The sequence below is a fragment of the Mycetocola sp. JXN-3 genome (genome assembly GCF_014522285.1).
Lineage (GTDB): Bacteria > Actinomycetota > Actinomycetes > Actinomycetales > Microbacteriaceae > Mycetocola > Mycetocola saprophilus.
Map to the genome: position 1 here is coordinate 1,018,603 of NZ_CP041635.1, position 26,921 is coordinate 1,045,523.

Consider the following 26,921-nt stretch of genomic DNA (forward strand, 5'->3'; position numbering starts at 1 on the left):
CCCGGCGCGCCTCTCAGGGAAGGGCGGAGTAGACTAGCCGGGTGAGCAGTCCTGTCGATTTCCCCCAGCCCTCTCGGAGCACTCCGAGTGGACCCGTGGTGATGACGCCCGCCTCCGCCGTGGGCGCGGCCGAAACCGAGCCGAGGACCTCACGCATCCCGAGTATGGTGCTGGGACTCCTGCTGGGGGCGCTGATGGGCGCGATCGGGACGGTTGCCCACCCCAATACCCTGAGCATTGCCGGTGCCGAGATCCCCTACGGACTCCTGCTGGGCCTCCTGGCCTCGCTCGCCCTGATGATGGGCATGCGCCTGCTCTATCCCGGCCGCGGGGCCGTGATCGCCACCGGCATCGGCCTGGTGGGCATGATCGCGCTGTTTACCCTGCCGGGCCCCGGCGGTGCGGTGCTGATCGACCAGTCGCTGTACTCGCTCGTGTGGACCCTGGGTCCCGTGCTGATCGCCACGATCGTGATCGCCTGGCCGCGTTTCACCGCTCCCGTGCGTCGCATCCCCGAGCAACCCGGGGTGCCCGGTAACGCCGAGCACCGCGCCTAAAACCTTTTCTATTCGTTTGTTCTGAAGGGACCGTTTCACCGTGACCTACGTCATTGCCCTGCCCTGTGTGGATGTTAAAGACCGCGCCTGCATCGATGAATGCCCCGTCGACTGCATCTACGAGGGCGAACGGTCGCTGTACATCCACCCCGACGAGTGCGTGGACTGCGGTGCCTGTGAGCCGGTGTGCCCGGTCGAGGCCATCTACTACGAGGATGACCTGCCGGACGAGTGGGCCGACTACTACAAGGCCAACGTCGAATTCTTCTCGGAGATCGGTTCCCCGGGCGGCGCGGCCAAGCTGGGCGTGCTGGACTTTGATCACCCGGTGATCTCCGCCCTGCCCCCGCAGGCGGGCTAACGGTGGCGCTGCAGCCGCTCCCGGACTACCCCTGGGATACGCTGGCACCGTTTATCGAGACGGCGAAATCTCACCCCGAGGGGATGATTGACCTCTCGATCGGTTCCCCGGTGGACCCGACCCCGGATGTGATTCGGGCGGCGCTCGCCGAGGCCACCGACGCCCACGCGTACCCGACCACGATCGGGACCACGGATCTCCGGGTCGCGATTGGTGACTGGTATGCCCGTCGCCGCGGGGCCAGCGGTCTCGGGGTCGACGCGGTACTGCCCACGATCGGTTCCAAGGAACTGGTGGCGCTGCTGCCCTTCCTGCTGGGTCTCGGGGCGGGCGACACCGTGGTGGGACCGCGCGTGGCCTACCCGACCTATGCGATCGGCGCCGCCATCGCCGGTGCCGAGTTTGTGGCCGCCGACGATCCGGCCGAGTGGCCCGAATCCACCCGTCTGATCTGGCTCAACAGCCCCGGCAACCCCGACGGCCGCGTGTGGTCGATCGAGGACCTGGCTGTGCGTGCCGAACGCGCCCGCGAACTGGGCGCGGTGATCGTCAATGACGAGTGCTACGCCGAACTGGGCTGGGATGAGCCGTGGGACAACACCCCGATCCCCAGCATCCTGGATGACCGCCTCGGCGACCGCACCGGACGCCTGGCCATCTACTCGCTGTCCAAGCAGTCAAACCTGGCCGGGTACCGTGCGGGCATCGTGGCCGGAGACAGCGCCCTGATCGCGCGCCTGGTGACCGTGCGCAAGCACGCCGGGCTGATCGTACCCGCGCCCCTTCAGCACGCGATGACCGTGGCCCTCGGCGACGACGCGCACGTGGCCGCACAGCGCGAGATCTACCGCGCCCGCCGCGCGGTGCTGCTGCCCGCACTCGAGGCCGCCGGATTCACCCTCGAGGGAAGTGAAGCGGGTCTTTACCTTTGGGTAACAGAGGGTAAGCCAGCATTGGAATCACTCGGTCACCTGGCCGAACTCGGTATCATGGCCGGGCCCGGACACTTCTACGGAGATTTTTCCCCTCAGCACGTCCGTCTCTCGCTGACCGCGAGTGATGCGGACATTGCTCGCGCCGCAACCCGGCTGCGTGCACGTTTGACCGAGGGGAACCAAACTCCGGCGGCGTAGCCGGAAAAAATAACGGGGAATCCCAGCCGAACATCGAGATGGCGTAATTTCCATCTCAATACCCGATTAGGATGGGAGCGAACCTTCCCCAAATGAGGCCTCTACCCCGAGTGCCGTACCCCGGGCCGCCAGCGTAGACGACTGCGCAGGTGGCCACGAGCGAAAATCAACCAAGGAGGCACCGTGGGCGACAACGGAGCGCACAACGATCTTGCCGGGCAGAAAGCTACCCTCACCTTTGCGGGCGGCAGCGCCGAATTCCCGATCCTGGGCGCAACCCAGGGCGCGAGCAGTCTGGATGTGTCATCGCTGACTCGCCAGACCGGGCTGACCGCGCTGGACTACGGCTTTGTGAACACCGCCGCAACCAAGTCGAAGATCACCTATATCGATGGTGACGAGGGCATCCTGCGCTACCGCGGTTACCCGATCGAGCAGCTGGCTGCCGGATCCACCTACCTTGAGGTGGCGTGGCTGCTGATCTACGGCGAGCTGCCCACCGCCGACCAGCTGGGCGAGTTTGACGAGCGGATTCGCCGTCACACCCTGCTGCACGAGGACCTCAAGCGTTTCTTCTCGGCCCTGCCGCACACCGCGCACCCGATGTCGGTGATCTCCAGCGCCCTCTCGGCCCTGTCGACCTACTACGAGTCCGGTGCCGACCCGCACGATCCCGAGCACGTCGAGCTCACCACGATCCGTCTGCTGGCCAAGCTTCCGGTGATCGCCGCCTACGCCCACAAGAAGTCGCTGGGTCAGGCGTTCCTGTACCCGGATAACAAGCTGAGCTTCGTGGATAACTTCCTCAAGCTCAACTTCGGCAACATGGCCGAGGACTACGAGATCAACCCGGTGCTCTCCACCGCGCTCGATCGCCTGCTGATCCTGCACGCGGATCACGAGCAGAACGCCTCGACCTCGACCGTGCGCCTGGTCGGTTCGACCGGGGCCAACCTGTACGCGTCGATCTCGGCGGGCATTAACGCCCTATCGGGTCCGTTGCACGGCGGGGCCAACGAGGCCGTACTGGAGATGCTGGGCCGCATTCAGGACTCCGGCGAGGGCGTGAAGCGCTTCGTCGAGCGGGTCAAGAACAAGGAAGACGGCGTCAAGCTCATGGGCTTCGGACACCGTGTCTACAAGAACTACGACCCGCGCGCCAAGCTGGTCAAGGAGAGTGCGACCGAGGTCCTCCAGGCCCTCGGCGTCAAGGACCCGATGCTGGATCTGGCCATGGAGCTGGAGCAGCTGGCCCTCGAGGACGACTACTTCAAGGAGCGTCGCCTGTACCCCAACGTCGACTTCTACACCGGCGTGATCTACAAGGCCATGGGCTTCCCGACCCGCATGTTCACCGTGCTCTTCGCGATCGGCCGCCTGCCCGGCTGGATCGCCCACTGGCGCGAGATGAACCTCGACCCGCAGAACAAGATCGGGCGGCCGCAGCAGTTGTACATCGGTGAGCCCGAGCGCGACCTGCCGCAGCGCTAACGAGGCCGCACTTTAAAACCACCGGCACCCTGGGGTGTCGGTGGTTTTGTCGTGTCCGGGGCACCAAGTTTTTCCGGTTTATCGCACTGAGATTCATCCTTGACATAGCCCGCAATTGCCCGTAAACGGATGGACAATATCCCTCGACACCTGCGTGAGATGGCCTTTTAGGGCGAGAGACGAGGCCGGGTGGAATCTACGCTGATAGGTTGATCCGATGGGGGATTTATCACAGAGTTACCGGGAACAAGGCCATGTGGAGGGAACGGTAGCTACCGGATCCCGGGAGGAGGAGCGGGCTCAAACGTCCGATAATCGGACTGCAGTGAGGCCGAAACGCCTGTGGTGGTGGCGAGGCTGGCGCACCTGCGCCGTCGGGGCAGCCATCGGAATCATTTCCTGTGTCCTGATGACCTATGGACCGCTCGCCCTGCGTGACCAGCGGATGATGTTCTTGGGTGCCAGCACCCCGGCTCTTGTGCTCGGTTCAATCGCGACGGCGCTCGGTGTGGAACGGATTCGTCGTCTGAGTAACTCCAACGTTGCGCTGGTCTTGCTCGCATCGCTGGTTCTATCGGCGGCGATTGCATCGCCGATGTTCACCCTCAACGCGATTGAGGATGCCAAGTATTTTCTGTATGGGCAGGTGTCGAACCCACGCATCGATGCTTCGCTGATCACCCAGACTCCGTTGGTGGTTACCATCGGGCTGCTTGTGCTCTGGCTACTAACCGCATGTTTTCTCCTCCTACGGCGTCGGCCGCGGAGGCCGCGACTCTGGAACTACCTCTTACGGATCGTCTTTGTGCTGGCCAGCGTCATTGGGGTCACGATCCATCTCCATGTTTTTGGGGAAGACTTTTTCCAAACGAGCGGAACCGGCGGGGGCTCCCTGGTATTCCTCATCGCGGGATTGATCATCTGGAGCTGTGTGCCCGGATATCTGATCGGGGCATATCTGATCTATGGATTCGCGGTGTTTGCGCGGATCCAGACTGGTCGTGATTCACGAGATAGCCGTTGGCGCTTTGGGGGCGCGAGCCGATGGATTTCACCCGCGCTCATCTTCTCGGCTCTCACCTGCGCGACGATTGCCTGGATGTTTACCCTGGACAGCATGACGGCGCAGCTGTTTAGGTTCGAACACATCATGGGGGGTGAAATCCCGGATGTCCCGATGGCCCCGGCCGCCGCAATCACCTGGTTGATGTGTGCGGCGGTGATATGTGCGGCAGGTGCTTGGGGTCTTCGCCGAACCCTGCGATCGGGGATCCTTGCGCTCCTCACCGCTGGGATCGCGGCCTTCGCAATCTCCTTCGTGTAGTCCCGAGCCACGGGATAGCCGTGTGGCCGAGCCCACATAATCTGACCTCGGTTCGAGGGTGATGATCGGGATCTGTCGGATCTGCCGGGTCTGTCGTTCGGGATGCAGTGGGAGCGGTGTTGTACGCTCGGCGCATGGCCGAACCTACTGTTTCGATCACCCCGGAGTCCGTCCGAGACCATCGCGCGCTCCAGCGACGCTGGCGTGGGGTGCGTCTGACCCTGATCGGATCCGTCGCTGGTACGGTCATCATCGCGCTGGGTCTGGGGGTGCCCCAGCTCGCCGGGAGTGATGTCATCACCCAGTTCGGCGTCGGCATGAGCGCCCTGGTGATTCTGCTGGGATCGATAGTGGTGGCACACTGCACCAATACGATTCGGCGGCTCAGCAATACCCATCGCCGACTCGTGACGCTGGCCGCGATCCTGCTGGGGCTGTCGGTCGGGGCCCCGATTCTGACCCTCAGCACCATCGAGGCGGCCACCCAGACGCTGTTTCCCGCGGCTGGGCAGGAGGAGCCCCCGTCGAATAGCTGGCCCACGGTTGTGGTTGGGGGCGGCGCGCTGATCGTGTGGATCGTCATGGCGTGGGTGCTGTGTCGACCCGACCGCGAACCCACGGCCCGCCGCTATCTCGCCTGGCGCATCGCCATTCCCGTGCTGCTGGTGATCGGGGTCGGGGTGCCGGCGTGGATGATCCTGTCCGTGGGAGATACCCCGTTTGTGCTCGGTGACTTTGCCGTGATCCAGCTGCTCATTCTCATGCTGGAAGCCGGGTGGGCGGGCGTCGCCGGATACGTGTTTGCCCTCTACCTCGGGATCGGCCTGCGCGCCAGCGCCCGCATTATCGCCAATCGTGATGCCCCGGATATTCGCTTTCGCACACAACTCGGAACCCGCCGGGCGGCGTATGCGCTGAGCGTGGCGACCCTCCTGGTGGCGGGAATCGCCTGGCTGCTCGCCCACGATCGGATCGCCACATTCGGCTTCGGGCTCCCGCTCTCCAGGGTTCCGAGCCCCGATCAGATCCCCAGCCTGGCGATCACCGTGTTTGCGGGAGCGGCACTGGTTTATGCCCTGATTGCCTGGGCGATACGGCGCACCCGGCCCACCGTTTATCTGCTGATCGCCACCGCGGTGATCGTCCTGTGTGCCCTCGCGGCGGCGTGGATTCGCTAGGCGAACCAGATAACGATTACCCGAGAACGCTCGTGTGCCGGAACCGGTTTTCACACCCGATGGATACGCTCTGGGGATGACGCAAGACTCTCCGGTTTTCCACTCGAAACCCCGCTGGACCGCCCCCGTTCCCCAGGAGCGTCACTGGCCGGGAACCCGACTGACCATGCTCGGCTTCGGGACGGGCATCCTTATTCTCGCGCTGGGTTTTGTAGTGCCCGAGCTCTCGGGAGCGAGCTCCACCAAGGCGGGCGTGCTCCACGTGATGTTCCTCTACGTCATGGCCGGTGCGGTGGTCACCACGTGTGTTGCCGAGGGGGTTCGACGCTGGTCGTATTCGAATGCGCCGCTGGTTGTCGCCGCCACCCTGGTTGTGGGCACCGCGCTGATCGTCCCCTTTCTTGTGCTGCCGGCCATCGAGGCGGTAGCACGGCTGCTTGACTCCCGGCCGATCGTGGCGAATGAGTACCAACGCTCCGAGGATCTGATGGCCGTGACGATGCTCACCGGGGTCATGGTGATCCTGGTCGCGCTCGCGGCGGTCCTGCTGTGGTTGCCACCGAAGCGACCGACGCTGTGGGTGCATCGGCTGCGGGTGCTCGTCAACTGGCTGGCCCCGTTCCTCGTTTCTGCCTGGATCGTTGTCACGCTCCAGGGGAACGCCGGCCCGGTGCCGGATCACCTGGTGGCCAACTATCTGGCCGGGGGCGTGATGTTTTCGGTCTTGGGTGGGCTGATGTCTCTGCCGGGATACGCGATCGCGGGGGTCCTGGCGCTGGCGTTTCTGGTTGCCGCCTGGGTGTATTCGGGATGGCGCGGATTTGATCTTCGCCGACGTCCACTCACCGCCCGGCGTGCGGCGACCATTATCTTGATTCTGCTGTCCATTCCGCTGCTAATTGTTGGGTGGATCCTCGCCGTGCCGCGTCTTTCGGAGGGGCTGATGGGCGCAATGTCATTCGACAGTCAGCCGCTGACAGCCGACCAGATTCCGCGGATTCCGATCACGATCTTCCTGGCCGCGGCGATTCTCTGCCTGGTGGGTGCGCTGCTGCTGCATCGCTCCGGGGCGGTGCTCAGCGTGCTTGCGATGACGGTTCTCCTCGCGGCGGTGGCGCTGTCCTTCAGCTGGACCGTGGCGACGCCGCGCGCGTGGAGCCTGGGCTCGATTGGCACCACCATCACCGCGACCGAGCATCGGCCGGGCTAGCGCCCGGGGCAGCTAGCGGCCCAGCGCGCGGGCGATCTTCGAGTGTGAGGAGGCGGTGACCGCGCCAGCCTGTGCCAGGCGTGCCTCGACCGCCCCGAGCAGGGCGTTCGCCTCGGCCTCGGCGGCCTCGTCGTTGGCGGTGGCACCGGGCAGCGGCAGGAACTCGGCCTCCCACTCACGCCAGGTGCGGGTGATATCGGCAGAAACGTCGTGGGCGATCACCGTGTCATCGGCGATCTCGACCCGAACGTTGCCGTCGGTGTCGCGCAGGGTCACGATGGTGCGGGTGGTGCGCAGGACCGCAATCGGCGCAAACACCGCGTCCGCCAGGCCCAGTCGGGTAGCCAGCTCGGTGCGGATTGCCGCGGGAATCGCGACCGCATCCTCGGCTTCGGGCAATCCGCCGAGCCCGGTGGACCCATCAGACTCGGATCCCGCGGCAGCCTCGGCCGCGGCCGGGGCGGCACCGTTCGGGGAACCGGGAGCGACCGGCTCATCCAGCGGCCACTGAGTCTCGAATCGACCCTGCGGGGTGTCGGCCTTGATGTGCCAGCCGGCATCGTGCCCACCCTCGCGGCGACGCAGCGCGGTGCGGGCGCGAGCCAGGCCCCCGTCCGCAGTGTCCAGGTAGGTCGCCGCCAGCTCAAACGTGTGCGGGGCATCGGCCACCAACCCGGGGACCGCGGCGGTCAGATCCGGCAGCACCGCCGCATCGGGGACGTCATACTTGCGTTCGATCTCGCGGGCACCAGAAGCAGTCATGACTCCAGTCTGCCGGGAAACACCGCGCCGCACCAAGGACGAACCGACGCGAGCTGACACACAAACTGGCCGGGCGGCGCGAGACCGATGGAGAAACGCACAACCGGCGGGGCCGCGCGAGACAATCGGTGAAACACAAAACCGGCCGGAGCGAATCGCCCCGGCCGGTTGTGAATGCTGCTTACGCGTGCAGCGCGGCGTTCAGGACGATGCCTACACCCGAGCGCGGCAGGACCTCCACGCCACCGGTCAGCGAGTTGCGACGGAACAGCAGGTTGGCCACTCCGGAGAGCTCGGCGGCCTTGACCCGGCGGGGTTCGGCACGGTCGCCGTCCAGCAGGGTGACCTTGGTGCCGGCGGTCACGTACAGGCCCGCCTCCACCACGCAGTCATCGCCGATCGAGATGCCGATACCCGAGTTGGCACCCAGCAGCGAGCGCTCGCCGATGGTGATGCGCTGGGTTCCGCCGCCGGAGAGGGTACCCATGATCGAGGCACCGCCACCGATGTCCGAGCCGTTGCCCACGACCACACCCTGGGAGATGCGGCCCTCAACCATCGAGGTGCCCACGGTGCCGGCGTTGAAGTTCACAAAACCCTCGTGCATCACGGTGGTGCCCGGGGCGAGGTGGGCGCCGAGGCGGACCCGCGAGGCATCGGCGATGCGCACGCCGGCGGGGCTCACGTAGTCCAGCAAGCGGGGGAACTTGTCCAGGCCCACCGGGCTGATGCCCGCGCGGGTCAGGCGGGGACGGTTGGCGTCGAAGAACTCGGGCTCCACCGGACCGCCGGTGGTCCACATCACGTTCGGAAGGAAGGCAAAGATCCCGTCGAGGTTGATGGTGTTGGGGGCCACCTTGAGGTGGCTGAGCAGGTGCAGACGCAGGTAGGCGTCGCTCGTGCTGGCGGGGGCCTCGGACAGCGTGATCTCGACGGTCACGGCCTCCAGGCGCACGCCGCGGCGCTCATCCGGTCCGGTCAGGTCCTCGATCTCGGCGGGGGTGAACCAGCGTTCGCGGCCCTCGGGCAGGGTGCCCAGCTCGGGTGCGGGGTACCAGGTGTCCAGGACGGTACCGGCGTCGGTGATGGTCGCGAGGCCATAGCCCCAGGCATTGGTGGGGGTCGCGGCGGAATCAGTTGCACTCATGCTGTAAGGCTAGCGAATTCACGGGATCTTGGCGCGCGTGTGGCGATGCACATGCTTGCGAATTCGCGGTTTCCGGCGATATCCACACCGATATTCGGGCAGACCCGGCCCCGTACACACCCTAGACTCGGAGGTATGTCCGCGCCTACTGCCCTCCCGTTTGACCTGTCCGCCGGAACCGTGGAGCTCACCCGTGAGATCTGTGATGAAGCCTCGGTGTCCGGTGCCGAGGCCCACCTGGTGGATCGTCTGGTGGCAACCCTCGAGGGATTTGACCATCTGGAACTGATCCGTCACGGCAACACCCTGACCGCACGTACCAACCTGGGCCGCGCCCAGCGGGTGATCATCGCCGGGCATGTGGACACCGTCCCGATCAACAACAACCTGCCGATCCGTCGCGAGCTCGTGGACGGAATCGACCACCTGATCGGGCGCGGCACCGTGGACATGAAGGGGGGCGTGGCCGTGCAGGTGGCGCTCGCCGCCGAGCTGACCGATCCCGCGGTGGATATTACCTGGATGTGGTACGACAACGAGGAGGTTTCCAGCGACCTCAACGGCCTGCGCCTGCTGGCCGAGGCCCGTCCCGATCTGTTTGAGGGCGACTTTGCGATCCTCGGCGAACCGACCCGCGCCGAGGTGGAGGGTGGATGCAACGGAACCGTGCGGATCGAGGTGCGTACCCGCGGGCTGCGCGCGCACTCGGCGCGTGCCTGGGTGGGGGAGAACGCGATCCACGCGGCCGCCCCGATCCTAGAAAAGCTTGCCGCCTATCGTCCCGCCCAGATCGAGGTCGAGGGTCTGGTCTATCGCGAGGGTCTGAACGCCGTGGGGATCACCGGCGGCATCGCCGGCAACGTGATTCCCGACGAGTGCATGGTGCACATCAACTATCGATTCGCCCCGAATAAGTCGGCCGATGAGGCCATCGCCCACCTCACCGAGCTGTTTGGTGAGTGGGAAATCACCGTGGTGGACCGCGCCGAGGGTGCCCGTCCGGGCCTCGATGCGCCGCTCGCGAAGCGCTTCCTGACCGCCCTGGGGGTGCCCGCGCTGCCCAAGTATGGTTGGACGGATGTGGCCCGATTCTCCGCCCTGGGCATCCCCGCTGTGAACTACGGACCCGGCGATCCGCTGCGTGCCCACGCCGATGATGAGCGCGTCGCGGTGGCGGAAATCGAGGACTGTGAGCGGGGTCTGCGGACCTGGCTGAACACCCCCGAAGCCAACTAAAAACCACCTCCGAGGCGACGGCCCGGGGTGGGAAACGGTCCCAATCGGGTGGTTTTTGCGGTACCGGTGATATTAACAATGCGCCGATTTCCTGACGCAATTTGAATGCTTCCGGGTTTGCCCTCGGCTCCGGATGCGCCGAGGGAAATACCCGATCAGGATCGGCTTCATCCCGCCTCGGTGGCACGGCGAGCGGTGCGAGAGGGGTGCATTCCATGTCCGTTATGTCGGGTTACCTATCGCGTCATAAGTCGCCTTGGATTTCCACGGACACCCCAAATAGCTGATAATGGGAACAGGAAACCACGGAAGGGGAACCGAATGGCAGCGATGAAGCCCAGGACTGGGGACGGACCGATGGAGGCCGTGAAGGAAGGGCGCCTGATCATCGTGCGTGTCCCACTTGAGGGGGGCGGACGACTCGTGGTCTCCGTGAACGACGAAGAGGCGAAGGAACTTCACCAGGTACTCTCGGGGGTTGTTGCGCCCGCATAGGCCACCCCACCAACCGCCCCGGCATCTGCTTCAGATGCCGGGGCGGATTTGTCTGTCCCCTCGAAACGATTCGACCGTGTCGTCAATAAAGTTCGTGGCGTGTGTGCACACGTGTTGTATCGTGTGGAAGGTAGCCGCGCCGAGCCGACTCGGCCCTGCTCCCGGGAAGGCCACAGCTTGCCTTGTGAGGCCCGGAATTCTTTTTGCGGGTGGCATCGCCGCTTTCCCGCACCGCTCTGAGGAGTCTTAGTGAACGCACGACCTGCCGGTCGGGCACCCAATATCCGCGATGTCGCGGCGGCCGCGGGGGTGTCCCACCAAACCGTGTCCCGGGTGCTCAACAACTCACCCAAGATCCGGGATAAAACCCGGCTTGCGGTGCTCGCCGCGATCGAGGAAATCGGGTATCGGCCCAACCAGGCGGCGCGGGTGCTGGCCAGCCAGCGCACCCGCATGATCGGGGTGTTATCCACCCACTCGACCGCCCTGTACGGTCCGCAGGCCATCATGATCGCGATGGAGCAGGCCGCCAATGCCAACGGGTATCGCCTGGCGCTGGTCACCGCGATGGGGATCGGCCTGGGGGTCGAGGACGATATCGAGCGACTGCTCGCCCAGGGGGTCGAGGCCATCGTGGTGATCGCGCCCCAGGCCAAGCTGGTGTCCACCGTGGCCGCGGCCGCCCCCGGCGTGCCGCTGTTTGTGGCGGACTCGCTGGATCGACCCGGGGCGTTCAACGTGGCGGTCAACCAGTACCAGGGTTCCTATCAGGCGGTTCAGCACCTGATCGAGCTCGGCCACACCGAGATTCTGCACGTGGGCGGGCCGCAGAACTGGATCGAAGCCGATGAGCGAATGCAGGGATTTTTGGCGGCGATCGGGGAGGCCGAGCTGCGTATGCATCCGCCGATCCTCGGCGAGCACACGGCGAGTTTTGGCTACCAGGCGGGCAAGGAGCTGCTGCGCGGAGACCCGTTCACCGCGGTGTTTGCGCTCAACGATCAGGTGGCGCTGGGGCTCATTCACGCGTTTCGGGAGGCCGGGGTGCGGGTTCCCGAGGATGTGAGCGTGGTGGGGTTTGATGACGTCCCCGATGCCGGTCACTTCTTCCCGCCGCTGACCACGGTGCGACAGGATTTTGCCGCCGTGGGTCGGCGGATGGTCCAGGAGGTGATCGCGCAGCTCGAGGGGGAGGGTGCGCGGTCGGTGATTTTGCCGGCGCCGCTGCTCGTACGCGAGTCCTCCGCCCGGGTTCCGACACGCCAGAACTGGCCGGAGAAAAACCGCGAAAACTCGCCAGAGTAGGCCTCCCAGAAGAATCGTTATCTCTCCGAGATTGACATCCTTACCGGGTTAGGCCTAATTTATTCATACCAAATGTGAACGGTCACATTTGGACCAAAAGCCCCACCCGAGAGTGGGAGTGACAACGTTGTCCAGCGAAAGGGAGCCATGCTCACTGTCATCATCGCACCGACCCGAATCCGGGAGGTGTTCCCCGATGGCCGCTAAGCCCAACATCCTCGAGATGGTGAACATCACCAAGGAATTCCCCGGTGTTCTTGCCCTCTCCGAGGTCAACCTGGCGGTGCGCGCCGGCGAGGTTCACGCCATCTGCGGCGAGAACGGTGCCGGGAAGTCGACCCTCATGAAGGTTCTGTCGGGGGTGTACCCGTTTGGAAGCTACAGCGGGGACATCGTCTACCAGAACGAGGTTCAGCGCTTCCGCGACATTCGCGCCAGTGAGGCCGCCGGAATCGTCATCATCCACCAGGAACTCGCCCTGATCCCCGAGCTCTCCATCGCCGAGAACATCTTCCTGGGCAACGAGGTCACCAAGCGCGGAGCGATCGACTGGGAAAAGACCCGGCTGGACGCGATCGAACTGCTCGCCCGCGTGGGCCTCAGCGAGGACCCCGACACCAAGATCAAGGACATCGGTGTGGGCAAGCAGCAGCTGGTGGAGATCGCCAAGGCGCTCGCCAAGCAGGTCAAGCTGCTGATCCTGGATGAGCCCACCGCGGCGCTGAACGAGACCGACTCGCAGCACCTGCTCGACCTCATCAAGGGCCTGCAGGGACGCGGAATCTCCTCGATCATCATCTCCCATAAGCTCAACGAGATCGCCCAGATCGCCGACTCGATCACCATCATCCGTGACGGCCACGCCATCGAAACCCTCCGGGTGGACGAGGGCGCGGTGGATGAGGACCGGATCATCCGCGGCATGGTGGGACGCAGCCTGCAGTCCCGCTTCCCCGATCGCATCGCGACCGTGGGGGAGAACTTCTTTGAGATTCATGACTGGACCGTGCAGCACCCCACCTCGAGCGAGCGACTGGTGTGCAAGGGCGAAACCCTGCACGTGCGCCGCGGCGAGGTCGTGGGCCTCGCCGGCCTCGTGGGTGCCGGACGCACGGAGCTGGCGATGAGCGTCTTTGGGCGCTCGTACGGCAACTTCATCTCGGGCACCATCATCAAGGATGGCAAGGAGATCCAGATCAAGTCGGTGGCCGATGCGATCAAGCACGGCATCGCCTATGTGAGCGAGGACCGCAAGGCCCTCGGTCTCAACCTGCTGGACGACATCAAGCGCTCCATCGTCTCGGCCAAGCTCGGCAAGATTTCCTCCGCCGGTGTGGTCAACGAGGATGAGGAGCGCACGGTCAGCGAGGACTACCGCGGCAAGCTGCGGATCAAGACCTCGAGCATCGACCGGGGCGTGGAAACCCTCTCCGGTGGAAACCAGCAGAAGGTGGTGCTGGCCAAGTGGATGTTCACCGACCCGGACATCCTGATCCTGGATGAGCCCACCCGAGGCATCGACGTCGGCGCCAAGTTTGAGATCTACACGATCATTCAGCAGCTCGCCGCCCAGGGTAAGGGCATCATCCTGATCTCCTCCGAACTCCCCGAACTCCTCGGCCTCTCCGACCGGATCTACACGATCTTCGAGGGTGCCATTACCAACGAATTCACGGCCGAAAACGCCGACCCCGAACTGCTCATGAAGAGCATGACCGCCACCCAAAAGAAAGCGAATGCAGCATGAGCGGCATCAAGGATCTGAAGAAAATCTTCGGAAATGGCAACACCTCCAGCCTGCGTCAGCTCGGCATTCTGGTCAGCCTCGTCATCATTATTCTGCTCTTCAACGGGCTGACCGACGGGCTGACAATCTCGCCCACGAACCTCATCAACGTGGTACAGCAGAACTCCTACATTCTGATTCTGGCCATCGGTATGGTGATGGTGATCATCGCCGGTCACATCGACCTGTCGGTCGGTTCGATCGCCGCCTTCACCGGCATCATCGTGGCCAAGCTGATGAATGACTTCCACGTCCCCTGGGGCCTGGCCATCGTGGCCGGCCTGGTGCTCGGCCTGATCATCGGTGCCTGGCAGGGTTTCTGGGTCGCCTACGTGGGGATCCCCGCCTTCATCGTGACCCTCGCCGGCATGATGCTCTTCCGTGGACTCAACCAGTTCGTGGGTAACGCCGACTCGGTTCCGGTCCCCGACGGCTACCAGGCCCTGCTCTCGGGCTACCTGCCCGAGGTGGGTCCGGACACCGGCTACAACAACCTGACCCTGCTGCTGGGGATCATCGCCATCGCCGCGGTCATCTGGCGCGAGGTTCGCGCCCGTCGCACCGCCGTCCGCACCGGTGCCGAGCTCGCCCCGATCTGGGTCACCATCCTGCGCCTGGTGCTGCTGATCGCGATCATCGCCTTCGCAACCTTCATGTTCGCCGGTGGCCGCGTGGGCACCAGCTTCCCCAACTCCGGCATCATCCTGGTGCTGCTGGTCCTGATCTACTCGTTCGTGACGCGTCGTACCATCGTCGGTCGTCACATCTACGCGGTGGGTGGGAACAAGCGGGCGGCCGAGCTGTCCGGTGTCAAGGCCAAGCGCATCAACTTCCTGGTCATGATGAACATGTCGATGCTCGCCTCGCTGGCCGGCATGCTCTACATCGCCCGCGCCGGAGCCTCGGGTCCGCAGGACGGTATTAACTGGGAGCTCGACGCGATCGCCGCCGTCTTCATCGGTGGTGCCGCGGTGGCCGGTGGTATCGGAACCGTTCCGGGTTCGATCATCGGTGGTCTGGTCATGGCCTTCCTGAACAACGGTCTGCAGCTGCTGGGCGTGGGTTCCGACAAGGTGCTCATGATCAAGGGTCTGGTGCTCCTCGCCGCCGTCGCGATCGACGTGATCAACAAGAACAGCGGTCGATTCTCCGTGATCGGTGCCCTCACCGCCCGCCGCAACAAGTCGGGTGACGAGCTGGGTATCCCGGTCAACAAGTCCTAAATTTTTCCTCGCATCACCACAATCACAAAACAGAAAGAGAAAGCTATGTTCCGCAAGACTGCACTTGCCACCGTCGCCATCGCGGCTGCTGCGGCACTCACCCTCGCCGGCTGCTCCAGCCGTGACGCAGGCACCCCCGGATCCTCCTCGAGCGGCGACGCCGCCGGCTTCGCGAAGGACTCCCTGATCGGTGTTGCACTGCCGAGCAAGACCAGTGAGAACTGGGTTCTCGCCGGTGACCTCTTCACCAACGGCCTGAAGGATGCCGGCTTCAAGTCCGACGTCCAGTACGCCGGAGCCTCGACCACCGTTCAGGACCAGCAGGCTCAGATCCAGTCGATGGTCACCAAGGGTGCCAAGGTCATCATCATCGGTGCCGCCGATGGTAGCCAGCTCGGCCCGCAGGTGAAGGCCGCGAAGGACGCCGGCGTCACCGTCATCGCCTACGACCGCCTGATCCTCAACACCGAGGACGTGGACTACTACGTGGCCTACGACAACTTCAAGGTTGGCGAGCTGCAGGGTGAGGCCCTGCTGGACGGCATGAAGGCCAAGAAGGCCGACGGCCCGTACAACATCGAGCTGTTCTCGGGTTCCTCGGATGACGCCAACTCGAAGGTCTTCTTCGACGGTGCCATGTCGGTCCTGCAGCCCAAGATCGATGACGGCACCCTGAAGGTTGTCTCGGGTCAGACCGACATCAAGCAGACCGCCACCGCCGGTTGGAAGGCAGAGAACGCCCAGAACCGCATGGACTCGCTGCTCGCGGCGAACTACGCCAGCAACGAGCTGGATGGTGTGCTGTCCCCGAACGACACCCTGGCCCGTGCGATCATCGCCTCGGCCAAGGCCGCCGGTAAGCCGATCCCGGTTGTGACCGGTCAGGACTCCGAGGTGGAGTCGGTCAAGTCCATCATGGCGGGCGAGCAGTACTCGACCATCAACAAGGACACCCGCAACCTGGTCAAGCAGGCCATCGAGATGACCAAGGAGCTCCAGGAGGGCAAGCCGGTCACCACGAACAACGACAAGGACTACAACAACGGTAAGAAGATCGTTCCCGCTTACCTGCTGCCCCCGGTCATCGTGACCAAGGCCAACGCGGCCGAGGCCTACGCCAACGACCCCACCCTCGCACCGCTCACCAAGTAACACCGAGTAGCGAACACGCAGCGGGCGGGATCTTCGGATCCCGCCCGCTGTGGCGTGTATCGGCACAAAAAAGAGGACCGGCCCATCTGGCCGGTCCTCTTTTATTGTGTGCGATTAGGCGCGAATGGTGAGCTGCAGCAGACCGTCGCCCGCGGGGGAGAGGGCGCTGACCACGGCGCTGGATGCGGCGATCTCCTCGACCAGGGTGCGGAAGGCGGTGGTGATGTCGTCGCGCTTGGCGGGGTCGGCCACGTGCCCCTGCCACAGGGCATGCGGGACCAGCACGGTGCCGCCGGGACGCACCAGGCGCAGCGCGTGCTCGACGGTTTCGATGACCTGGGCGGGGTCGGCGTCGACCAGCACGATGTCGTAGCTGTTCTCGTTCATCCGGGTGAGGACGTCCAGGGCCGGGCCGCCGATCAGGCGCAGGCGCGAGGAGGGGATGCCGGCGTCGGCGAAGGCCTGCTTGGCGGCGGCGAGGTGTTCGGGCTCGTGATCGATCGTGGTGAGCACCGACGTGGCCGAACCCTCCAGCAACCACAGTCCCGAAACACCGGCACCGGTGCCGATCTCGATGATGTTGGCGGCGCGACTGGCCGCCGCGAACACGGCGAGCTGAGCGCCGAGCGCGGGGGAGACCGGGGTCAACCCAAACTCAAGCGACTGCGAGCGTGCGCGCCCGATGGCCTCGGACTCGATAACGATGTCGTCGGCGTACTTCCAATTGGAATCCTGTTCGGACACGTGGCTCCCTCCCATGGAAACGATGTCCCCTACTTTACAGGGGAGAGTGGGTGCGCGGAGTGCGACGCGGCGCGGTAAGCTGAAGGGGTGTTTGACCTCGGGTTATCGTTCAACAAGCTGCTGATCATCGGCGTGCTTGCGGCGTTCCTGCTGGGTCCCGAACGTCTGCCGCAGCTGGCCTCGCAGCTGGCCCGTCTGGTGCGCTCGCTGCGCGAGATGGCCACCGGTGCAAAGGACCGGCTGAAGGACGATATGGGCGAGGAGTACAACGAGGTCGACTGGAAAAAGCTCGACCCGCGTCAGTACGATCCGCGCCGTATTATTCGCGAGGCCCTGACCGAGGAGATGTCGGATACGCCGGGTGCCTCCGCCTCGGCTGGGTCCTCTGCGTCCCCTGGTTCCTCTGCATCCTCGGCGATGGGGGCCGGTGCGAGCGCCGGTTTTGCCGCGTCGGCGGGTGCGTCAAACCCCTCGACTTCGGCGGCAAACCGTGCGTCCTCCGGGGTGGGCGCGGGGTCTTCGGGTGCCGGAGCCCCCGGCTCGGCCGCAGCGGGCGGCTTCTCGGCCGGTGGCTACTCGTCTGGCGGTCACGCCTCGGGTGGCTACTCTTCGGGCCCGCGGATCGGTGCCGACGCGACCGCGAGACTGCGCGCAATCATGGCCGGCGAGCCCGTCCTCAACGCCCCGTTCGACCCCGACGCGACCTAGTTCTCTCCGGCTTCCCGGGCGCGCAGCGTGTGGGCGTCGGCGTGGCGATTGAGCGATTCCAGGAGCTGGGCCCACTCCTCGACGATCTGTGCTCTGATGGGAGCCTCTGCCGGGACCGACTCGCCGAGCGTGTGGTACCGCTCCAGCGCCTCGTCCGCACGATCCAGGCGCACCAGAATGCGTGCCTCGTGTACTCCGCTCGCCACCGCGGCGCCGGGATCCTCGGCCAGCGCATAGGCGGCCCCGGCGGCCCGGGCGTGCGGGAGCGCCTCGGCGGCACGATCCAGAGCCGTGAGCGCGCGGGATATCGAGTCGGTCACATCGGCGGCTAGCCAGGTCCCATCGGGGATTTCCGCGCGCAGGGCCTCCAGCTCGGTGACCCCGGCGGGATCGCCAAACCGGGCACGGGCGAGGCCCAACCGGTGCCGGGTTTCCAGGATCGGGCCCAGGTCGTCCTGCGTGCGGGCCCAGGCGGCGGCGCGCTCCAATCGCTCGACCGCCTCCTCATCCTCCATCCGCATCAGCAGCGCCCCCAGGGAGAGACCCGCCCGCGATCCGACCGCGGCGGCCTCGGGGGTCTCCACGTGATCGGCGATATCCATCACCTGGGACCACGCACCATAGGCGAGCGAGAACTGCTCGGCGTTCGCGGCCGCATCGCCCAGGGTAACCAGGATTTCGGCATCCAGCAGCGGCTCGTCCTCTCCGGTCATCCGGTAGGCGGTGTCCAGGGTTTCCACCGCGGTTTCGGCGGCCCCGGCCCAGTTTTGATAGCGGCCGAGACTCAGGTGGAGCGAGACCAGCCGGTCGTCCTCGGACCGGCGGGCCAGATCGATCGCATACGCGGTGCGCGCGGCGGCCTCGGCATCGCGGTCAAGCGTGCTGAGCATCTGGGCGGTAAAGTCCAGCGCGGTGATCTCGATACCGCGATCCGCGCCCCCGGTGACCTGGGCGAGGAACGCCTCACCATCGCGCAAGGCGGCCTCGGTTTCCCCGCGCTCGGCGTGCAGCGTGGCGCGTTGGAAGAGTGTGTGGGCGCGGACAAAGCCCGAGCTCGGCTCGGCCAGCAGCGTGTCCAGGAGGGCCAGGGCTTCCTCGCCTCGGTCCAGTCGCCGCTCCAATATGGCTAGGTGGAGACCGAGCGAGGGGTGGAACTCATAGGGGGTGGGATCCTCAACCGCCAGCGCGTATGCCTCGGCTGCCAGGTCACGCGCCTCCTCGAGGTTGTCCGCCCGATCCAGCACGTGGGCCAGGGAGGTGAGCGCGTGCGCGCGGACCGCGGCGGGCGCACCGACGGCGCGCAGGTCATCGACCTCGGAGCGGAGCAGGGTCACGTCTTCGAGGGTTGCCGCGCCAAACTGAAGCATCCCCATCCGCTCCTCGTTCTTGGCGTGCTCGATAAGGCCCGCCAGACGCAGCTCATCGATGCGCGCTTCGAGGATGGCCCGGGCCCGCTCGCCCTGGCCCAGTTCTCGGTACATCGAGATCAACAGCGAGCTGAGGAAGAGCCGGGCGGGGAGGTCGTCCGGGGTGAGGTCCAGGGCGTGTTCAACCGCGCCCGCCGCATCCGCGGGACCGCCGGTGAGCGCCAGGAACTCGGCCGCCGCCCGCGCCCGTTCGGGGGTGTCGGGTTCGGCGGGTACGGCCGGCGGCGCGGGCTCATACCGCCCGGTGGTGCGGATCGGCGCCGAGAAATCGGATCCGAGCAGCGCCCGGGTCTGTTCCAGCCGGCGGGCAAAAAACGCATTGCCGTTGCGGGCATCAAACACCGCGGCGATGTCTTCCGCGCGCGCCCAGAGCCGGGCGGCCAGCGCGTCGGCCCGGGTATCCTCGCCGCTCGGTTCGGCACCCCAGAGCACCGCCAGGGCCGGGTTCTGGGCTCCGCGGACCCGGACGGCACCGTGTCCCTCGGCGCTCAGGGTCTCCAGGAGGAGGGCGATCGCGGCGGCCAGCGCGAAGTGCTGATCCTGGTTCAGCGGATCCGGGACGATCGTCTCCAGCGCGCGTTCAAGCAGGGCCAGGCCGCGCTCGGCATTTCCGGTGACCGCGCAGAACACCAGTTCAAACGGCAGCAGCTCCAGCAGATCGGGGGAGCGCATGAGCGAGCGGATCGATTCCAGATGGATGGCGCGGGCTCGCTCGGCCTCACCGTTGAGCACCAGCGGCAGCAGGATCCGGGCCTTTTCATATTCAAGCGAGCAGTCGTGATCCTCCAGGGAGTCCTCGAACAGGGCGACCGCCCCCGCGTGATCCCCGGTGAGATGGAGGAAGTACCCCTCCTCGGCGGTCTGACACTTGGCACACCCGGTTTCGGGCTCAACCGGATACCGGTGGCGTTCGTGGCGCAGCGTATCGGCGGCGGCCAGGTCGCCCACGTGATAGGCGACCCGGAAACGCGCAAACACCGCGGTGCGGGGGCTCATGCCGGCGCGGGCATACCGCTCGGCCATCTCATCCAGGCAGCGGTACACCTCGGTCAGCGCGATCGCCGGAATCCAGGTGAGCACCTTGGCGGCCCAGTTGTACTGCAGCAAAAGGTTGAGCCCGGGCGCGTGGGGATTATCACCGAGCAGCGCGGGGAAGCGCCGCGGATCGGCCGCATGCTGGCCCGCGCACCAGGCGAACGAGGCGAGCATCGCATCCATATCGTGTGTCATATACGCGGAGGCGGTGAGCCGGACCCGCGCCCGATAGGCGAGCTCATCGGCACCCAACTCCTCGGCCAGGCGCACGGCCTGCTCGATCAGGTTGCGTTCCTCCACGCCGACCTGCGTGCGATCGATCTCCTCGATCAGGGCCTCAAACCGCGCCGATTCCACCATTGGATCCTCCCAGAGCGTCACGACACCGAGCCGTAACGACACCACGATACGGGTTTGGGCCGGGGTGAGGGAAGATCCCGGCGCAGATTGACCGGGCGACGTGCCCGGGTCTAGCGCGGGCTGAGACCCAGCTTCACGCCGGCCAGGCTGCGTCCACCGGTCAGCAGGGTGTCGGCGGCCTTCAGGATCGCGACGCTCGCCGCGTTCTCGGGATCCGACAGGACCACCGGTACGCCGGCGTCCCCGCCGGTGCGCAGCTCGACGCTCAGCGGCACCGAGGCGAGCACCGGAACCGGGCGTTTGGCCACGGTTGAGAGCCGCTCGGCCACCAGGTCACCGCCGCCGCTGCCAAACAGGTCCAGCACGGTTCCATCGGGCTGCACGAGCCCGGCCATGTTCTCGATCACACCGGCGATGCGCTGCCCGGTCTGCACGGCCAGAGTGCCCGAGCGCTCGGCCACCTCGGCGGCTGCGAGCTGCGGGGTCGTGACCACCACCACCTCGGCATTGGGCAGCAACTGCCCGATCGAGATCGCAATATCGCCGGTGCCCGGGGGCAGATCCAGGAGGAGTACATCGAGGTCGCCGAAGTAAACATCGGTGAGGAACTGGTTGATGGTGCGGTGCAGCATCGGTCCGCGCCAGGCGACGGCCGCCCGGGGATCATCCAGGAACATACCGATCGAGATCAGCTTGATGCCGTGCGCCACCGGCGGCAGGATCATGTTGTCCAGTCGGGTCGGCTTGACCGGCGCCTCGGCGTTCTCGCCGATTCCCAGCAGGCCCGGGATCGAGAACCCGTGCACGTCGGCATCCACGATGCCCACCCGCAGCCCGCGCGCGGCAAAGGCCGCCGCCAGGTTGGCCGTGATCGTGGACTTGCCCACGCCGCCCTTCCCGCTGGTGACCGCAAACACCCGGGTCAGCGTGCCCGGGCCAAACGGCATCTCGCGTTCCCCGCGATCGCCGCGCAGCCGGGTGGTCAGCGCCTCGCGCTGGACCGGGGTCATCACGCCGACGTGCAGGTCCACCGCGGTGACCTCGGGCAGCGAGGTCGCGGCCGCACGCACGGCGGCCTCGATCGCGTTGGCCGCCGGGCACCCCACGATGGTCAGCAGAATGTGGATGTGGGCGATCCCCTCGGCATCCACATCGGCGGATTCCACCATGTCGAGCTCGGTGATCGGACGACGAATCTCGGGATCCTGGACCGTGCCGAGCGCACGCCAAAGTCCCTCGTGCCGCCGCGGATCTGCCGCCGAGCCGCCGTTCTGGGAACCGGTGTCTGCGGGCATCTCGCTCACGGTCGCGGCTCCTCCTGGGTGGGGGAAGCCGCGGGTTCGCGGTCGCGTTCCAGCTCCTCCAGCAACGCCCGCAGCTCGTGGCGGATGAAGTCCTTGGAGGCCAGGTCCTTCATCGCCAGGCGCAGCGCCACCACCTCGCGCGCAAGGTATTCGGTGTCGGCGAGGTTGCGCTCGGCGCGCTGACGGTCCTGCTCGATCTGCACGCGGTCGCGGTCATCCTGACGGTTCTGCGCGAGCAGAATCAGCGGGGCCGCGTAGGAGGCCTGCAGCGAGAGGATCAGGGTCAGCGCGGTGAATCCAAACGCCGCCGAGTCGAAACGAATGTTTTCGGGACCCCAGGAGTTATAGGCGATCCACGCCACACAGAACAGGGTCAGGCCCACCAGGAAGCCGGGGGTTCCCATCGCCCGGGCCACCCACTCGGTGAAGCGGCCGAAGCGGTCACTGCTGTTTTTATCGCGGGAGGCCAGGACCGCGCCGCGCAGGCCCTTGGGGGCGTCCAGGCCCGCATCGGTACGTCGCTGCTTCGCCATTATCGTCCCTCCCGAGGTGTGCCATTGGGGTTGCGTGCGGTGTGATGAAAGCGCGACGTACTTCGGCGCACGGGGATATCGGATTCCTGGGTACGCCAGTCATCGGGCAGCAGGAAGTCGAGCACGTCATCGATCGTGACCATGCCCACCAGGCGGTGATTATCGTCCACCACGGGAACCGACACCAGGTCGTAGCTGGCCAGGGTGCGTGCGACCCGCGCCGCCGAGGTATCGGTGGTCAGCGGTTCCAGGCTCTGATCCATGATCGTGCCCAGGCGCTCGTGCGGGGGATAGCGCAGCATCTTTTGGAAGTGCACCAGGCCCAGATAGCGACCGGTCGGCGGCTCATACGGGGGCAGGGTGATGCACACGGCGGCACCCAGCGCCGGGGCCAGCTCGGCCTTGCGCACCAGGGCCAGGGCCTCGGCCACGGTTGAGTCGGCGGAGAGGATGATCGGCTCGGTGGTCATCAAACCACCCGCGGTATCCGGGGCGAAGGTCAGCAGCAGACGAACGTCTTCTGCCTCCTCGGGCTCCATCAGGTCGAGCAGCTGCTCACCGCGCTCCTCGGACATCTGACCGATCAGGTCGGCCGCGTCATCGGGCTGCATGTGGTCGAGTACATCGGCCGCACGCTTATCGCTCAGGCTCGCCAGAATCTGGATCTGGCTGGTCTCGGGCATCTCCTCGAGGGCGTCCGCCAGGCGGTCATCGGAGAGTTCCCCGGCCACCTCGAGCAGGCGCTCGCCGGGGAGGTCCAGCATCGTGTTGGCCAGATCGGCGGGCTTGAGGTCGGTGTAGGTCGCGATCAGGCGCTCGGCCGACTGCGCCTCGCCGTCGTCATCCTTCTCGCGGATTTCCCGCCAGCTGGCAAACGTGGTGACGCCGCGGGCGAACGGGGAGGAGGAGGTCTTGGGACGGCGCACAAAGTACTGGTTGACCGACCAGTCGCCGGGTCCCTGGGATTCGATGGCCACGTCCTCGATGGTGGCCTCGCCGGAACCATCGTGGAAGATGACCTTGCGGCCCAGCATTTCGGCGATCACGCGCACCTCGCCGCCTCGCTGCTGGAAGCGGCGCACGTTGATCAGACCGGTCGTGATGACCTGGCCGGCGGAGATCGAGGTGACCCGGCCGATCGAGACAAAGACCCGACGCTTTCCGGGGATCTCCACCACCAGTCCCACCACGCGGGGCGGGTCGTTTTTTCGGTACACCACAAGAACGTCACGCACCTTGCCCACGCGGTCACCCGCGGGGTCAAATACGGTGCACCCAGCAAGTCGGGCGACAAAGACTCGTGTTGTACTCACCTCTCTAATGTAGTCGGCGTTTTGGGTGGAACCTACCCGGCGCAGCGGCGGGCGCACATTCGTTCCGTGGCCCGGTGCGCTGTGGGCGAAAATCGGGGGAATATCGGCTCTCCGCGGCACGGGAATGCGAGAATAAGAACGTGAGTATTCCGCAGACCGGCCGTGGCCGCAACCCGTTTGACGCCCAGCTTCCCGATGGGGAGACGGTGGCGATCTTTGAGAGCTATCAGGACGCCCAGAAGGCCGTCGCGGTGCTCGGCCAGAGCGAGTTCCCGGTGCGCGCGGTTGCCATCGTCGGCTCGGATCTGCGCAGCGTCGAGCGGGTCACCGGCAAGATGACCTACGGTCGCGCCGCCGGTTCGGGCGCGCTGAGCGGTGGCTGGATGGGTATCTTCCTGGGCCTGATCCTGGTCATCATGAACCCCACCCTGAACCTGGGGATCGTCGCGGCCGCCGTATTCCTCGGTGCCGGCTTCGGCATGCTGTTCTCCCTCTTTACCTTCTCCGCCCGCCGACGCCGCAAGGACTTCACCTCGGTCATGCAGATCGTCGCCGCGTCGTACTCCCTGGTGGTGCCCGCCGAAATGGTGGGCCGTGCCCGCAAGCTGCTGAGTACCGCCTTGGAAAACGGCGGCACCGGCACCACTAACTAGCGACTCGGTTCGGGGCGTCCGATGACCTCGGATGACCGTACATAACAACACTGTTCGGTTTGATCAGCCCGGGGCATTAGGGTGTGACTACTCGCACCAAAAGGAGACCCCGTGACCTCGACCCTCACCCCCAAAAAGCTGGGGTTTGTGCACCTTGTGCCGATCGATCCGGCCGATCCCGCCCGGGGTTTGGCCGACACCATCGAGCTGTTCGGCTTTGCCGAGTCCCTGGGACTGGATAGCGGCTGGCTGCGTTCGCGACACCTGCAGCGCGGCCTGGGTTCCCCCGCGGTGCTGTTTGGCGCCCTCGCCCAGCACACCTCCCGGATCGGGCTCGGGACCGCGGTGATCCCGGTGGGACACGAGAATCCATTCCGCCTGGCCGAGGACCTGGGCACCGCCGATCTGCTTTCGGGTGGACGGGTGCTCGCCGGGGTCAGCGTGGGTGCACCGAAGTTCTCCGATGAGGTCAACGACATCGTGTTCGATTCGGGCTGGCGCACCGAGGACTACGGCTACGGCCGAATCCAGCGTCTACACGACCTGATCGACGGCGCGCGGGTGCGCGAGATCGAGGAGTACAACGGCATCGGCGGCGACCTGGATACCGAACGGGTGGAACCCCACAGCCCGGGACTCTCGGACCGCATCTGGTACGGCGGCGGTTCGCTGCGCTCGGCCGAGTGGGCCGGGCAGGCGGGACTGGGCTGGCTGATGAGTAACATCAGCAGCACCGAAAACGGCGTGCGCGACTTCGGCCTGGTACAGCAGGCGCAGGTGGCCGCCTACCGCGCCGCCCACCCCACCCCCGAGACCTCCAACGCCGTGCTCGCCCGGGTTGCGGTCCCCACCGAGGGGGCCACCCCGGCACAGCGGGAGCTCTACCGCGGCTATGTGGAGCGTCGCACGCCGCGCACCCGTGAGGTGCACGGACCGCGCACGATCATCGCCCCGGACATCCTGGGCTCCACCACGGAAATCGTGGACAGCATCGCCCAGGATCCCGGATTCGCCGCGGCGGATGACTACCTGGTCGAGCTGCCCTTCGAGTTTGGCCTGGACGAGTGGAAGCACATCCTGGAGCAGGTCGCGACCAGGATCGGCCCGGCTCTCGGCTGGACCCCGGGCGGTGCCGCATGAGCGGGGATCCGCTGATTCGGCTGGCTCGCCCCGAGGAGTTTGAGGCGATTGATACGCTGATTCGCGCCGCCTATACCCACGACTACGGGGAGAAGGGGCACGCCACCGATCCGATGCAGTTCGCCGCCTCCCGCGCGGAACGCTATGACGTGTGGGTCGCCGAGGACGCATCGGGTGTCCTGCTCGGGAGCGTGACCACCCGGCGAATCGGCGTCCCGCCACTACATGAGGATGTGCGGGCGGATGAGTTGGATCTGCGCCTGCTGGGGGTCGCCCCCGAGGCGCGCCGCCGCGGGATCGCCGCCGCGCTCATGCGCCACGTGATGACCTCGGCGCGCGCCGATGGTTGGCACACGGTGTTCCTGAAGACCGGCCCCGGGATGACCGGTGCCCACGGACTCTATGAGCACCTGGGATTTGTGCGCGCCCCCGAGCGGGACGGGCTGTGGATCGGCGGAGCGAAGGTCCTCGACCTGTTTACCTACGTGTATCCACTGCTCGAAGACCCCGGTGCGGAGCGGCTGGCGAGCTAGCGTCGGTGCGCGCTCCTGCGGGCGCGGCAAGGCCCGGAGTAGCGGAGAGGTTCAGGAACTCGGGCAGCACGGTGATCGCGTCCAGGATCCGCACCCGCGAATCGGTGGCGGGACCCAGCCCCGCCTCCCGAAAATCGGCCGCCGTGTGTTCGCCCCCGAGGATCCCCAGCGCGTGGGCGGCCCCGGCATAGAGGCCCGCCTGGACATCGGCCACCGTGTCGCCCGCACTCAGCACCCGGGCGGCGTCGAGGACCCCGGTACGCTCCATCGCTCGATGGATCAGGTACGGTGCGGGGGAGAGCTGGGACACCTCATCGCCACACACCAGCGCGTCGATGGTGACCGCGTTGTCCTCCCCGGGAGCGCCCAGGCGCCAGCCCAGCCGGGCCAGAACCGCGGTGGCGACCGGGCGCGAGAGCCCGGTGGTAAGGGCGATCCGGATCCCCGCCGCCCGCAGCGCTCGCAGGGTGGCCGACACCCCGGGCAGGGGGCGCGGGGGAAGGCTGACATAGTAGCCGTCTAAGAGCGCGACATACCGGGCATGCGCGCGGGCGACCACCGAGGCCGTGACGCTGCCGCCGCCGAGTTCGATCAGCGCCGCCAGGGCCGTATGTTTATCGGCGCTCATCCAGGCCAGGAGATCGTGCGGATCCACGCCCACCCCGCACTCGCGCACCGCGTCTTCCAGCGCGCGATAGACGGCCTGGCCGTCGTCGATGGTGGTACCAGAGAAGTCAAAAACCGCGAGCTGAATCATGAGGTCTCCCAGCACTGGGGGATATCCGCCGCGGCCGATACCCGATCAGGTTGT

25 protein-coding genes are annotated in these 26,921 nt (G+C 66.1%); 17 read left to right on the forward strand and 8 right to left on the reverse strand.

Going from position 1 to position 26,921, the window contains the following annotated elements; translation table 11 throughout:
* The first annotated feature begins 41 nt into the window (after window positions 1–41).
* From C7C57_RS04710 to C7C57_RS04740, 7 genes are all read left to right on the forward strand, one after another.
* Window positions 42–557 (forward strand): DUF6113 family protein, encoded by a 516-nt coding sequence (locus C7C57_RS04710; protein WP_187977776.1) that lies wholly within the window; start codon window positions 42–44, stop codon window positions 555–557.
* Between the two features lie 40 nt (window positions 558–597).
* Window positions 598–918: a ferredoxin gene (fdxA, locus tag C7C57_RS04715; RefSeq protein WP_030148497.1), complete on the forward strand. Its 321-nt coding sequence runs from the start codon at window positions 598–600 to the stop codon at window positions 916–918.
* A gap of 2 nt (window positions 919–920) precedes the next feature.
* Window positions 921–2,051, forward strand: a complete 1,131-nt coding sequence (gene dapC / locus C7C57_RS04720) for a succinyldiaminopimelate transaminase (protein WP_304609597.1) — start codon at window positions 921–923, stop codon at window positions 2,049–2,051.
* 183 nt (window positions 2,052–2,234) lie between these two features.
* Window positions 2,235–3,542: a citrate synthase gene (locus C7C57_RS04725; RefSeq protein ID WP_030148499.1), complete on the forward strand. Its 1,308-nt coding sequence runs from the start codon at window positions 2,235–2,237 to the stop codon at window positions 3,540–3,542.
* A 256-nt stretch (window positions 3,543–3,798) separates the two neighbouring features.
* Window positions 3,799–4,866, forward strand: a complete 1,068-nt coding sequence (locus C7C57_RS04730; protein WP_187977777.1) for a hypothetical protein — start codon at window positions 3,799–3,801, stop codon at window positions 4,864–4,866.
* A 134-nt stretch (window positions 4,867–5,000) separates the two neighbouring features.
* Window positions 5,001–6,044 carry a hypothetical protein gene (locus C7C57_RS04735; protein ID WP_187977778.1) on the forward strand — a complete coding sequence of 348 codons (1,044 nt, stop codon included), beginning with the start codon at window positions 5,001–5,003 and terminating at the stop codon, window positions 6,042–6,044.
* A gap of 76 nt (window positions 6,045–6,120) precedes the next feature.
* Entirely contained in the window at window positions 6,121–7,254 is a 1,134-nt protein-coding gene (locus C7C57_RS04740) for a hypothetical protein (RefSeq protein ID WP_187977779.1), read from the forward strand.
* A 12-nt stretch (window positions 7,255–7,266) separates the two neighbouring features.
* Here C7C57_RS04740 and C7C57_RS04745 read toward each other — a convergent pair whose 3' ends face one another.
* A complete protein-coding gene (locus tag C7C57_RS04745; RefSeq protein WP_187977780.1) occupies window positions 7,267–8,016 on the reverse strand; it encodes a CYTH domain-containing protein in 750 nt (249 codons plus the stop codon).
* Between the two features lie 181 nt (window positions 8,017–8,197).
* A complete protein-coding gene (gene dapD, locus C7C57_RS04750) occupies window positions 8,198–9,163 on the reverse strand; it encodes a 2,3,4,5-tetrahydropyridine-2,6-dicarboxylate N-succinyltransferase (protein WP_030148508.1) in 966 nt (321 codons plus the stop codon).
* A 135-nt stretch (window positions 9,164–9,298) separates the two neighbouring features.
* On the opposite strand from dapD, the gene dapE reads away from it, so the two are divergent.
* From dapE to C7C57_RS04780, 6 genes are all read left to right on the forward strand, one after another.
* Window positions 9,299–10,399, forward strand: coding sequence for a succinyl-diaminopimelate desuccinylase (gene dapE / locus C7C57_RS04755; RefSeq protein ID WP_187977781.1), 1,101 nt, complete (start codon window positions 9,299–9,301; stop codon window positions 10,397–10,399).
* Window positions 10,400–10,720: 321 nt separating this feature from the next.
* Window positions 10,721–10,894, forward strand: a complete 174-nt coding sequence (locus C7C57_RS04760) for a DUF3117 domain-containing protein (protein ID WP_081863887.1) — start codon at window positions 10,721–10,723, stop codon at window positions 10,892–10,894.
* 249 nt (window positions 10,895–11,143) lie between these two features.
* Window positions 11,144–12,199, forward strand: coding sequence for a LacI family DNA-binding transcriptional regulator (locus C7C57_RS04765; RefSeq protein ID WP_051701595.1), 1,056 nt, complete (start codon window positions 11,144–11,146; stop codon window positions 12,197–12,199).
* A 196-nt stretch (window positions 12,200–12,395) separates the two neighbouring features.
* The gene (mmsA, locus tag C7C57_RS04770; protein ID WP_187977782.1) at window positions 12,396–13,946 is read left to right on the forward strand and encodes a multiple monosaccharide ABC transporter ATP-binding protein; all 1,551 of its coding nucleotides are present in this window, start codon (window positions 12,396–12,398) and stop codon (window positions 13,944–13,946) included.
* 5 nt (window positions 13,947–13,951) lie between these two features.
* On the forward strand, window positions 13,952–15,208 hold the full coding sequence (mmsB, locus tag C7C57_RS04775) for a multiple monosaccharide ABC transporter permease (RefSeq protein WP_223144814.1): 1,257 nt from the start codon (window positions 13,952–13,954) through the stop codon (window positions 15,206–15,208).
* A gap of 45 nt (window positions 15,209–15,253) precedes the next feature.
* Entirely contained in the window at window positions 15,254–16,360 is a 1,107-nt protein-coding gene (locus C7C57_RS04780) for a sugar-binding protein (RefSeq protein WP_187977784.1), read from the forward strand.
* A gap of 114 nt (window positions 16,361–16,474) precedes the next feature.
* On the opposite strand, the gene C7C57_RS04785 is transcribed toward C7C57_RS04780, so the two are convergent.
* The gene (locus tag C7C57_RS04785; RefSeq protein ID WP_030148514.1) at window positions 16,475–17,104 is read right to left on the reverse strand and encodes an O-methyltransferase; all 630 of its coding nucleotides are present in this window, start codon (window positions 17,102–17,104) and stop codon (window positions 16,475–16,477) included.
* Between the two features lie 87 nt (window positions 17,105–17,191).
* Between C7C57_RS04785 and C7C57_RS15815 the strand changes: the two genes are divergently transcribed.
* Window positions 17,192–17,812 carry a hypothetical protein gene (locus C7C57_RS15815; protein ID WP_255505775.1) on the forward strand — a complete coding sequence of 207 codons (621 nt, stop codon included), beginning with the start codon at window positions 17,192–17,194 and terminating at the stop codon, window positions 17,810–17,812.
* Here the strand turns inward: C7C57_RS15815 and C7C57_RS04795 are convergent.
* From C7C57_RS04795 to C7C57_RS04810, 4 genes are all read right to left on the reverse strand, one after another.
* Complete coding sequence (locus tag C7C57_RS04795; RefSeq protein ID WP_187977785.1) at window positions 17,809–20,634, reverse strand: hypothetical protein; 2,826 nt, start codon at window positions 20,632–20,634, stop codon at window positions 17,809–17,811. The two genes, C7C57_RS15815 and C7C57_RS04795, sit on opposite strands and share 4 nt — an antisense overlap.
* Before the next feature lie 110 nt (window positions 20,635–20,744).
* Window positions 20,745–21,929: a P-loop NTPase gene (locus tag C7C57_RS04800; RefSeq protein WP_187978273.1), complete on the reverse strand. Its 1,185-nt coding sequence runs from the start codon at window positions 21,927–21,929 to the stop codon at window positions 20,745–20,747.
* A 5-nt stretch (window positions 21,930–21,934) separates the two neighbouring features.
* Window positions 21,935–22,471 carry a DUF1003 domain-containing protein gene (locus C7C57_RS04805; RefSeq protein WP_030148517.1) on the reverse strand — a complete coding sequence of 179 codons (537 nt, stop codon included), beginning with the start codon at window positions 22,469–22,471 and terminating at the stop codon, window positions 21,935–21,937.
* Entirely contained in the window at window positions 22,471–23,784 is a 1,314-nt protein-coding gene (locus C7C57_RS04810) for a magnesium transporter MgtE N-terminal domain-containing protein (protein WP_030148518.1), read from the reverse strand. Before C7C57_RS04810 ends, C7C57_RS04805 begins: the two co-directional genes overlap by 1 nt.
* Before the next feature lie 140 nt (window positions 23,785–23,924).
* Between C7C57_RS04810 and C7C57_RS04815 the strand changes: the two genes are divergently transcribed.
* The 3 genes from C7C57_RS04815 (at window position 23,925) to C7C57_RS04825 (ending at window position 26,110) form a co-directional block, all read left to right on the forward strand.
* Window positions 23,925–24,437 (forward strand): general stress protein, encoded by a 513-nt coding sequence (locus C7C57_RS04815; RefSeq protein WP_255505776.1) that lies wholly within the window; start codon window positions 23,925–23,927, stop codon window positions 24,435–24,437.
* 111 nt (window positions 24,438–24,548) lie between these two features.
* Entirely contained in the window at window positions 24,549–25,577 is a 1,029-nt protein-coding gene (locus C7C57_RS04820; RefSeq protein WP_187977786.1) for an LLM class flavin-dependent oxidoreductase, read from the forward strand.
* The gene (locus tag C7C57_RS04825) at window positions 25,574–26,110 is read left to right on the forward strand and encodes a GNAT family N-acetyltransferase (RefSeq protein ID WP_187977787.1); all 537 of its coding nucleotides are present in this window, start codon (window positions 25,574–25,576) and stop codon (window positions 26,108–26,110) included. Before C7C57_RS04820 ends, C7C57_RS04825 begins: the two co-directional genes overlap by 4 nt.
* Here C7C57_RS04825 and C7C57_RS04830 read toward each other — a convergent pair.
* Window positions 26,055–26,867, reverse strand: coding sequence for an HAD family hydrolase (locus C7C57_RS04830; protein ID WP_187977788.1), 813 nt, complete (start codon window positions 26,865–26,867; stop codon window positions 26,055–26,057). The genes C7C57_RS04825 and C7C57_RS04830 overlap by 56 nt on opposite strands.
* Window positions 26,868–26,921 lie beyond the last annotated feature (54 nt).